The organism is Okeania sp., assembly GCF_983059655.1.
Window position 1 is genome coordinate 1 of the sequence record NZ_CEZPJD010000202.1, and the last position, 11,091, is coordinate 11,091.

Genomic DNA, 11,091 nt, shown 5'->3' on the forward strand with positions numbered 1-11,091 from the left:
TCCGCAAGCGAGCTGGCGTCGTCGCGGGGTCGCACCGCTTTTTGAGCATTCCACTCACATTCAAATCCTCAATTACTATGGTGCTGTGGTTTTTAGCTAACCATGAAGTGAGTTTATGTAGTGCATCTGCTCTGATATCGGCTACTGCTTGGTGCGCGTTCCGCAAGCGAGCTGACGTCGTCGCGGGGTCGCATCCGCTTTTTTGTGAAGTTTTGCTAGTTTTTTTACTGCTTTGCGTCTGTTTTTGGAGCCAATAACTTTTTTACTGACTGCACCTTGATGACGAACTAATCGTTTTTTGGCTTCCCTGTAGGCTTTGACGTTAGCAAATTTACTGCCATCAGAACAGGTTGCTAATGTATTTATGCCTATGTCTACACCTATAGTTTCTCCTACTTTTTCTGTTGGATAGGATTCAAAATTGTACTTAAAACTGATGTACCAACTATCTGCTCGTTTGGATATGGTGACGTTTTTTACTGGCACAGAAGGTAAGATTTCGTATGTTTTTACTATTCCTATTCTGGGTAATTTTATGTAGTTCCCTTGAATAATCTTAATACTTCCTTCTAAATAAAAACTGTCTTTTCTTCCTTTTTTCTTAAAGACTGGAAAGCCACGTCCCCGAATAGTTAAAAAGTTTTTAAATGCCCTTTCTAAATCTCTTAATGCTTGTTGTGGGGCACACTTAGATACTTCATAATACCAGGGATTAATTGATTTGACTTCGGCTACTAAACGTTTATGCAGGGTGATGGCGCTTGGGCGAAATTTAGTTTCTTCGTACTCTTTTATGCAAGTTGCTAACCCCCAGTTATAAGCATGACGTGCTACTCCTGCGTGTTTGGCAAGTATTGTTTTTTGTTGTAGTTTAAGTTTGAGTTCAGTTTTAAAAGATTTCATGATTATTGTTTTTGTTGGCACTAAGCGCGCAGTTGTGCTGTTTCATATATAGTTAATAAGTTAGACATAAATTTAGTGTATCACAGTAAATGTCTAATTGTGTGTCACTTTGTCTAATTATTTTAATACTGTTGATAGCCCTATTTTTTGGTCATAGAGTTTAACTTACTATTTTTGACGATTTTTTTCTACTCTGATAGATACAAAACCGAAGGCAAGTTAAGTGCCAGAATTTGCTATCAGGAGGCAGAGGGCAGGAGGCAGAAGACAGAAGGGAATTCTGAAACCTGTCCGCCGCTCATAACCTTTAGGGAACAAGGGTATAATACCATTTCTCAAAAACTTTTCTACATTTTGTTGAGCAGGGGAGTGGGGGAGTGGGTAGGGACGTTGTATGCAACGTCCGTACAGGGAGAAGCAAACACAAGAATAATTAACATTAACTTAGCTGAAATTAGTAAAAAATTGATTTTCCCTGGGCTAATTAGTTAATAACTGAAGTACTGCCCAAGTATAGCAATAATGCATGGGAATTGGCATAATACCCCATTGTCTACAGGGTGTCTACAATTGGATGGAGTCAGAAACCTCATCCAATTTTCCTTCTGCCCTCTGCCTTCTGTCCTCAGAATAACTGCCTTTGTTCATGAATCTATTCGTGCGATTAAATCTTGGAGTTGTTTTCGCGCTGTGTCTGTATCAAAATCAAAGACCGCATTTTGAAGCAGTTTAATTTCAACACTATATGGCGTTCCTTGGGTGACTTCATTTAAATTTCGGAGTTTTTCTAATGCTACTGCAATATCGTTTTGCAAAAGATGTTCTAGTTCTTGAAGGCGATTTTTCAGGACTTGCGGTTCTATTATCCGATGGGGTTGATCGATCGCACCTGTGGAACTTTCTATAGATGGCCCTAGCTTCAATAGGGATTCCATCACGGCGGCAAAGCATTGGCTGAAGGTTTGCATTAAATCATGCAGCACTTCGGTTGAGGAGTTGTTATGCAAAGATTTCTCTAGGGCAGAAGCAGCCAAAAACAAATCTTTGGCTCCGATATTGCCTGCGGTGCCTTTGATACTATGGACTTGCTCTCGAGCAGTGGTGTAGTCTGTCGCCGCAATTGTAGCTTGGATATTTGCTAGAGTATTTTGGTTCTGTTCGCGAAACTTACACAAAATATGGAGGTAGGCATTGAGATTCCCCCCAATACGATGGACACCTTCTTTGACATCGATCCTCGCCAAAACAAGTGACTCCTTGGTAGCAGGTGGCCAAGGAGAAGAAAAGACTGTATCAGACTCTGCAAGTTGTATTTTCATGTTGCTGTTTCTTTCTGCTGTAGACGTTTTTAGCCAAAGTTTCAGGGTTCGGAAAACATGACTAGGATCTATAGGTTTTGTAATATGGTCGTTCATACCTGCAAGCAGGCTCAAGTCGCGATCGCCAATCATAGCATGGGCTGTCATAGCAATGATGATCAAATCAGTGAAACGGTGATTTTCGGGAGAATCCGATTTGCCCAAAGCTCGGATGTGTCGCGTGGCCTCAAGACCATCCATTTCCGGCATTTGAATATCCATCAACACTGCGTCATAATGATTGTGTTGCACTGCTGTCAATGCCTCTAGGCCATTATTTGCGGTATCAATACTCGCACCTGCTCCTACCAATAATTCTCGGGCGATCTGCTGGTTAATTTCGTTATCCTCCACCAGCAATAACTTATAGCCCGAAAGACAAGAAGAATCAAAAGCCGCAGCGCGCTCGCTAACACTATTTTTTCCAGGTTTCGCAACAACATCGGGGCAGAATATCCTCACAAGGGTATTGTAGATGGTCGAACGATTGATAGGCTTTGATAAGCAATTCTCAGCACCCGCTTGTGCGGCACACCCTTTGATATCCATTTGCCCGTGGCAGGTAATGAGTAGAATCCGAGGCTGCTGAGGCAGAGGAGCAGCACGAATGCGTTGAATTAACTCGATACCATCCATCTCATCGGGTATTTGCCAGTCAGCCACCACCAATTGATAGGGGTTTTTGGTCCCTTGTAGGACTTCTAGAGCTTCTTTTCCAGAAGCAACAGTGTTAACCTGTAGGGAAAATGATTGCAAAAGCCTCTTGAGAATGTTACTTGCTGCCGGGCTATCATCGACGATCAACGCTTTTATATTTTTTAGTTTTGGAGGTGGAGTGAAATCTACCTGGGGATTTAATGCTGTTTCAAACACAGCAAAGAATTGAAAGTTGCTGCCTTGTTCGAGCTGGCTTTCCACCCAAATATCACCGCCCATCAAGTTGACCAAGCGTTTGCAAATGGCTAAACCTAAGCCGGTTCCACCATATTTGCGGGTGGTCGAGTCATCTGCTTGGCTGAAGCTGCGGAACAGTTGCTTGCATTGGTCCTCGGTAAGCCCGATCCCCGTGTCCAGAACGGAAAAATCTACTTTTACTCGATCTTCTCGCCATTCTCGCAAAGTAAGCCGAACAATCACCTGACCAACTTCCGTAAATTTGATAGCATTACTGATTAGGTTCAGAAGTAGTTGTTCTAATCGCAGTGGATCGCCCCTCAGTGAATTTGGGACTTCTGGATCGATATCGATTAAGAATTCGAGACCTTTTTCTTCTGCGTGTAAGCTGACTATATTTGATATATTTTGCAAAATCGCGTCAAGGTCAAAATCAATTTTTTCTAGTGCTAGTTTCCCCGCTTCAATTTTTGAGAAATCAAGAATATCGTTAATGAGACGCAGGAGAGATTTACCGGAGCTTTCAATTTTCTGGATATAGTCAACTTGTTGGGTGTCTAGATCTGTTTGCAATGTCAAGTGACTCAAACCCAAAATCGCATTCATCGGGGTTCTAATTTCGTGACTCATTACTGCCAAAAAATTGCTTTTTGCGGCGCTGGCCGATTCGGCTAACTCGCGTGCATCTTCTAGCTGCATGGCTCGTGCCTGTTCCGTTTCTCGCAGTCTATCTAGTTCAATCAATTCATGTTTAAATAAATTCAGGCTGCTTAAAATGGTATCAAATTCCAAGTCGTAGCGGTCTTGTTCGATCTCGTAGACTCCCTGACGCGAGCGAAGATACTCCACCGCTAAAGTTATTTTCTGTAAGGGTTGAAGAATTGAATTGCGAACGTAGAAAATCAAAAGCAACACCAAAGTAACACCGGAGGTGATCGTAAACACGGTCATGATATTGAGGAATGTCACCAACTGGTTGAGGGAGTTTTTACTTTTATCAACTTGTTTCCGAGCAGTTTTTGAGAGACTTTCTAACAATTTTTCGGCTTCTTGGTAGTTGCGACGCTCCAAGTTTTCGATGGTTTGAAGAGCCTGTTCGCGATTATTCGCTCGGTAGGTCTTGAGAATACTTTCTCCTTCTGCTTTCAGCTCATCAAAGAGCCTTTTTATCTCTCTGAGTTTAATTGTTTCCTGTTCTTTTTGCTCTAGGGCACGGAGATTTTCAAAAGTAATTTCAAAATCCAGAGCATACTCAAAAAACTCCCGTTTAGCATCTGGATCGTTAAGGATGAAGCGGTTCAATGCAGCAAGCATATTACCAGCGAGTTCTGACAGTTCCAGATAGTAACGGACTCCTGGAAGGTCATCGCGCACCACCTCATCAAAACTTTTAGATTTGCCAGCATCAGCCAGTTCTTCCTCTTTGAGCTGCTGTAACAACTTTTCCATGGGCACACCTACATCTTTCAGTAGAGTACTGATGCGCTGACTGGCTTTGCGATCGGCACTGGGGTCATAGCCCTTAAACACTTTTTCTTCTGATTCTTTGCGGAAATCTTCAATCAGTCTGTCCAAGCGGTCCCAATCTCGCTTACGAGTGTTGCGAATTTTGATGGAAACGCTATCTCGAAATTCTAGCAACTCATTATAGTTTTTGAAGTATTCTTGCTCTTCTTCTTCTTCCCCAAGAACGTATTCTAACAAATTACCACTCATAGTACCTAATTCTTCAAGCATACTAATCGTACCGAGTGCTTTAGGAACCTCTACTTCCAGTACTTTCTCGGTGGATTTTTTGACTTGGTAACTAAAAAATAGAACACCAATAGAAACGCCAGTAATCACCATAAATATTAGTAATAAGATAAAGTTTAGGCGAACAACAACCGAGCGCTTCTTTTTAAAGAGTTGTCCTTGTAATCTGGCCAAATAACTTGGAGATTTTGACTGGGTAACGTTTGTAGAAATTACTTTTGTCATGAGAATCCAATTTAATCAATAACTGCTTTAGCGGTGGTTAATTTAGGTTTTTGGTAATGGTATATTATACCAATTTGAAAAAAGAATGCTATAAAAAGTGGATCAAGAACGGGTATACTTAAAAACAGCTCATTCAGTTCATTTTAGACAGTTATTGATATCGTTTACCCCTTTTTTTCAATATTTACCCCTTCTTCCTTCTTCTCTCTTCCTTCTTTCTTACTTCTACTATTTGTAACAAACATTTATCAAGTTGGTATTAGACCAGTTTTATAAATTTTTGCTACAATTGGAGCGGAACTTAAATCTCCGTTACAAAAATAACTTCTGACTTCTGACTTCGTTATTGCCTGGGTAAAGCAATTTCAAACTCTGTACCTACCCCTGGTGCGGAGTTCAAAGTAAGTTTTCCTCCATGTTTTTCTTCTACTATTTGCCGGGAAATTGATAGGCCTAAACCCGTACCTTTACCTACTCCTTTGGTCGTAAATAAATGGTCGAATATCTTTTGTTTCACTTCTTCTTTCATACCTATGCCATTGTCTCTAATTCGGATGATTATCTGTTGGTTTTCACTGTCAACTTCTGTAGTAATAGTAATCTGACTTGGTGTAGCTTTAATTTCCTCAAAAGTTTTACCAAAATTACTCTCTTCTAAAGCATCAATGGCATTAGCAATTATATTCATAAACACCTGATTTAATTTACCAGGAAAACAGTTTATTTCTGGTAATTCTCCATATTCTTTAATTACCTTGATAACTGAATTTTTTCCATCATCCTTAAGTCGATGTTTTAAAATTAACAAAGTACTATCAATGCCATCGTGAATATTAAAACCAACTTTTTGATCGTTATCCCCACGGGAAAAAGTGCGTAATGCAGCACTAATATTGCAAATACGATCGACCCCTTGTTTCATGGAGGCGATCGTTTTAGGAAAATCTTCAATTAAAAAATTCAGATCTATTTCTTCAATATATTCTTTAATTTCTGGATCGGGAGTAGATAATTTATTTTGATAGAGACTCACCAAATGAATTAAAGCTTCAACGTATTCTAAAGCATGACTAATATTTCCTTCAATAAATCCCACAGGATTGTTGATTTCGTGGGCTACTCCAGCAACAACTTGACCTAAAGTTGCCATTTTTTCACTTTGAACTAATTGCAATTGTGTTTTTTTTAGTTGCTCTAAACGTTCTTGTAATTCTTGATTGGTACTTTCTAAGCGCTCAATCATTTGTTCTAAAATTAGATTTTTATCCTGAATTTCTCGCTCTTGATTTACAGTTTTCTCTTGCAATTGTTTCTGGAGTTTATATAAAGTAATATGAGTTTTTACACGGGACAAGACCTCTTCAGCATGAAAAGGTTTAGTAATATAATCAATTCCGCCTACTTTAAATGCTTTTATTTTATCAAAAATATCATCAAGGGCACTAATAAAAATCACAGGAATATTTTGAGTGCGAGGATCGGCTTTTAAATGCTTACATACTTCATAACCATCGAGTTCTGGCATTTGAATATCAAGTAAAATCAGATCGGGATAATTAAGATGAATCCCTTCAAGAGCAAGTTTTCCACTGGGCATTGGACGAACTGTGTAACCCTTTTTTGACAATAAACTTATTAATATTTGTAAATTGGCAGGAGTATCGTCTACAACTAAAATATTGCCATGCTTTGAGTTGATTAGCGAGAAACTCATAAGTTATGATTAAATATTTTTATGATTTTATTATTAGTTTAGCATTTTGTTTGATGATATTCATATTCTTACACCAGTTTTGGAGTTGATGAGATACAAAATTTTAGGACTTTAGGGAGTAGGGAGTAGGCAGTAGGCAGTAGGGAAAAAAAGATTCATTTTCAAACTGTACCTCACGCTTCCTAAAAAGTGCTGTAATCACTCAACCAATTCAAAATTTTCTCATATTCAAAGCCATCACAATATTTTTGTATTGCTTCAGCTAGAGAATTATCTAATTGATTAATTTGGGCAATTGTATGAGCAATTCCTGCTAAATTTCCTGTCAGCAAAGCATCTTTTAGTTGTTTTTTTAATTCTTCAGATAATACCTTGACTTTCTTTTCAATAGATTCAAGGGTTTCTTCCTTTTGTTTCGGCTTAATCTCACTTTCCTCATACACATAGCACACCCCTAAATATTCTGCCATCTTGTTTAAGAGATCTGTTTCGCGAAATGGCTTTCTCATAAAATCATCACACCCTGCCGATAAAACTACTACTTTTTCCTCTTCCAATACACTAGCTGTCAGAGCAATTATTGTTGTTGCTTTTCCTTTGGCTGTTGCTTTGATCTGTTTTGTGGCTTCATATCCATCCATCACTGGCATCCGCATATCCATCCAAATTAGGTGAGGTTGCCAATCATTCCATATTTCTATTGCTTGTTGGCCATTGACAGCTTCTTGGAGTTCAAATCCCAGAGGGGAAAGAAATTTAATTAATAATTGACGATTCAGAGGTTTATCATCTACTACTAAAATCCGATACTTAGGTTGATTGGGTTCCAGGGCAATAACATGACGTTGGGGAATTTGAGTCTCAACAACCTCGCCTTCTGTGACAATGGTAGCTTTTATTTCAAAGGTAAAAATCGTTCCTTTGTTAAGTCTGGATCTAACATGAATGTCTCCCCCCATTAGTTGGACAAATTTACGAGAAATTGGTAATCCTAATCCCGTTCCTTCTTGAGCTTGTTTTCCTGTTTCAGTTTGGCTAAAGGCTTCAAAAAGTTTATCCAGTTCTTCTGCTGCAATTCCAGCTCCAGTATCTTCGACTTCAAAGATAATTTGGGTGGGATTAGATGGGGAAGATTTTTGAGCAATTCTAAGAGAGACTCCTCCTTGTGAAGTAAATTTAATGGCGTTACTAATAATATTAATTAAAACCTGACGTAGTTTCACCTCATCGGTGCAGATGTATTGAGGAATATCGTTAGTATGCTCGACTAAAAGTTGTAAGCCTTTTTCTTGTGCTTTCAGGTAGAGCATATCTTCAATATCGTTGAGTAGGCGATGGAGGTCAAAGTTTTTCTGATTGAGAGTAATGCGTCCGGCTTCAATTTTAGAAAGGTCTAGGACATTGTTAATTAAAGTCAGAAGGTGTTCGCCACTGCGACTAATGATACTGATATTTTCAAGATGTTCTTTGGAAAGGGTTTGAGAACGAGTCATAATTTGAGTAAAGCCGAGGATAGCGTTTAAAGGAGAGCGTAACTCGTGACTCATGTTGGCAATAAAGGCACTTTTTGCTTGGTTGGCTGCTTCGGCTTTTTCTTTGGCTATTTCTAGTTCCTGCGTTCGCTCTTGTACTCGTTGTTCTAATATTTCATTGTTTTTTTCCAAAGCAATCAGAGAATCTTGTAATTGTTCGACCATTTGATTAAAGGAGACAGCAAGCACACCAATTTCATTGGGGGATCTGATGTGAATACGAGTATCTAACTGACCTCTACCAATTATTGCAGCAGTATCAGTCAATTGTCTCAAAGGAGAAACAACAAATCTTGAGAAAAAGAACCAGAGAAATAAACACAAACAACTCAGAATAGTATTATAAGTTAGAGATTGTCGAATTGCATCAGCGAAAGCTTGTTGTTTTAATATATTTAGATCGTATTTGAGTAATAATACACCAACTTCTGAAGGTAAAATTTCTCCAGCAGAATTGACTAAGCCAACTGGATAGAAAGCCCAAAGATTTTTTCGGTTGTCATTTAAAATAACTTGACGTGATTGTGTTTGACGAACAGTTTGTACTACACTAGCTACCCACTCTTCAACAATTTCTGAAACTTTTTCCTCTCGAAATTGCAAGCGAGTTGTTTCAATGATGACATTATTTTCATCAACAAGTAATGCTAGAGTAATAGCAGGTGCTTTTGCCAAGCGATTGATAATTAAGGTTGCACCTTGAGTATTATTTTGACGATATTGATATTCTAGTAAACCGGCAGTTTGACCTCCGGTAAATTTTGCTTGTTCTTTAATTTTTTCTTCTGTTCGAGTAAAAGCAATGTGAACTTCTCGCTGAAAAGCAATTAAACCGGAAATTCCCCCCAGACTCAGAATAATTATAGGAATAGAATATCGTAAAGATAAGGAAAAACTTGGCATAGTTACTCAATTAAGTTTTAATTTTGCTCAGAATTTGTCCTTCAAGAATCGAAACAGGATCAATTGCTTTCTTTGTTACTTTGCTATCTTTGAGAAAATCTGACAATCTTCGCATCCCTTCGATAAATTCAGTATTGGTTTGATTAAAAATTTCTTGGTTTTCTTTGAGGCTGATTAATCGTAAACCTTGGAGAGACTGTTTAAACTGTTCTGGAGACACCCCTTCTCGTTTAGCCATAAACTTAATGCTCTCTTCTGGATTTTCTGCAAGCGCATCAAGAGCATTAAACCACCCTTCTAAAAGGATTTTGATTTGTTGAGAATGAGTTGAAATTAAAGATTGACGCCCCACAAGAACATCAACAATTTTTCCAGACAATTGAGAACTGTCAAATAAGACTTTTGCACCAGAAGCAATGAGATTTGCACGAATGGGATCGTAAGTTACGACAGCATCAATTTCTTTAGCTTGAAAGGGCCTCTCTTGATCTACCATCTCTAGATTGACTAGTTCCACATCTTCAATGGATAAATCAACCGTTTCTAATGCATGAATTAATAGTAATCGTCCTAAAGGAGAGGGCTGCATACCAATTTTTTTGCCCTTGAGACTGGCAATATTGTCAATTTCTGATTGGACTAGGAGAGCATCAGCCCCATTAGAAACATCCAAGATCAGAAAAATCCGGCTATTGGCTTCGGTTTCTAGCAATTCTAAAGTTGCATCTAAAGACGTGCAGAACATATCAAGTTCACCATTCAGAAAAGCGCGATTTTCTTCTTGAAGAAATGTCGTCTCTACTAAGTTGATGGGTCGATCGTCATAGTAGCCAAGTTCTCGAGCAAGATAAAATGGTTCGTAGCCTGGCCAAACTCCTACACTAATGCGCAAGGGTTCGAGAGGCGCAGAGTTGCAACTGATAATTATAGCGCTTGTAGCGATCGCTAAAAACAACCCCCGCACAGAAATAGGCGATATTTTGCGACCGGCTTTTTGTATGAGATAAACTAACCAAAAGAGTCTGAGCTTGATATTGCTGAGAAAGTTTTTGTGTAGCATCATTATTGATGATTGTGAGTGGATAGTGATTGAACACATCAAAATTTATTACTCTGTTTTAGGTATAACAAAATTGTGTCCATAAAAAAATAGTAACATACTAAGTAGGTAGACAACTTACTTTCGCCATGCTATCCCTTTCAATATTTCTCATGTCAGCCAATTCAAAATTTTATCATATTATACCATTTCTCAAAAGTTTTGCTACATCTTCTTTGGAGTGGGAGTAGGGTGTAAATGTATAATATATTTGGAATTAATGCCGATAATCGCATGCAAAATTACTGAATCATTATTATTACTTAATAGCTGAAGTCGCATCGGAAGTGTAGCATTATTTTTGGTAATTGGTATTATACCTATATATTTAGGCGACCTTTATACTTTATAGTATAGTTAAAGAAGTCTAGAAGTATTCAACCGTTTATTTACACAAATAGATTAATTACTAATGACAAAAAAATCAGGTCTTAAGCCTTCCCTTTCAAGGGGATGAAAAAGCGGTCAAGGGATGGCGATCTTCGGAGCGACTCTATCAAGAGCAGGTCCCCTCGCCATATCCAATCGACCAAGAGAAAATCAAGTTCAATATTTCAAGCCTCTGACTTTGAACTAGAGGTACTGATAACTGATAACTGATAACTGAAATGACTCAATCTTTAATTACTCCTACCAAAACCCCTCTCTTAGGCTTATCCTTGTCTGAGTTAACAGAGTGGGTACAACAGCAAGGACAACCTGCTTATC

6 protein-coding genes are annotated in these 11,091 nt (G+C 38.5%); all 6 read right to left on the reverse strand.

What is annotated here, in order from left to right; genetic code table 11:
• The coding region (locus AC3DU7_RS13380; protein ID WP_488039838.1) for a transposase at positions 1-166 on the reverse strand (166 nt) is incomplete at its 3' end.
• A complete protein-coding gene (locus AC3DU7_RS13385; RefSeq protein WP_488039834.1) occupies positions 142-903 on the reverse strand; it encodes an RNA-guided endonuclease InsQ/TnpB family protein in 762 nt (253 codons plus the stop codon). The genes AC3DU7_RS13380 and AC3DU7_RS13385, both read right to left, overlap by 25 nt.
• 644 nt (positions 904-1,547) lie before the next feature.
• Positions 1,548-5,135, reverse strand: coding sequence for a response regulator (locus tag AC3DU7_RS13390; protein ID WP_488039835.1), 3,588 nt, complete (start codon positions 5,133-5,135; stop codon positions 1,548-1,550).
• A gap of 343 nt (positions 5,136-5,478) precedes the next feature.
• Complete coding sequence (locus AC3DU7_RS13395) at positions 5,479-6,849, reverse strand: hybrid sensor histidine kinase/response regulator (protein WP_488039836.1); 1,371 nt, start codon at positions 6,847-6,849, stop codon at positions 5,479-5,481.
• A 182-nt stretch (positions 6,850-7,031) separates the two neighbouring features.
• Positions 7,032-9,284, reverse strand: coding sequence for an ATP-binding protein (locus AC3DU7_RS13400; RefSeq protein WP_488039837.1), 2,253 nt, complete (start codon positions 9,282-9,284; stop codon positions 7,032-7,034).
• A 10-nt stretch (positions 9,285-9,294) separates the two neighbouring features.
• Positions 9,295-10,383 carry an ABC transporter substrate-binding protein gene (locus tag AC3DU7_RS13405; protein ID WP_488039839.1) on the reverse strand — a complete coding sequence of 363 codons (1,089 nt, stop codon included), beginning with the start codon at positions 10,381-10,383 and terminating at the stop codon, positions 9,295-9,297.
• Between the last annotated feature and the right edge of the window lie 708 nt (positions 10,384-11,091).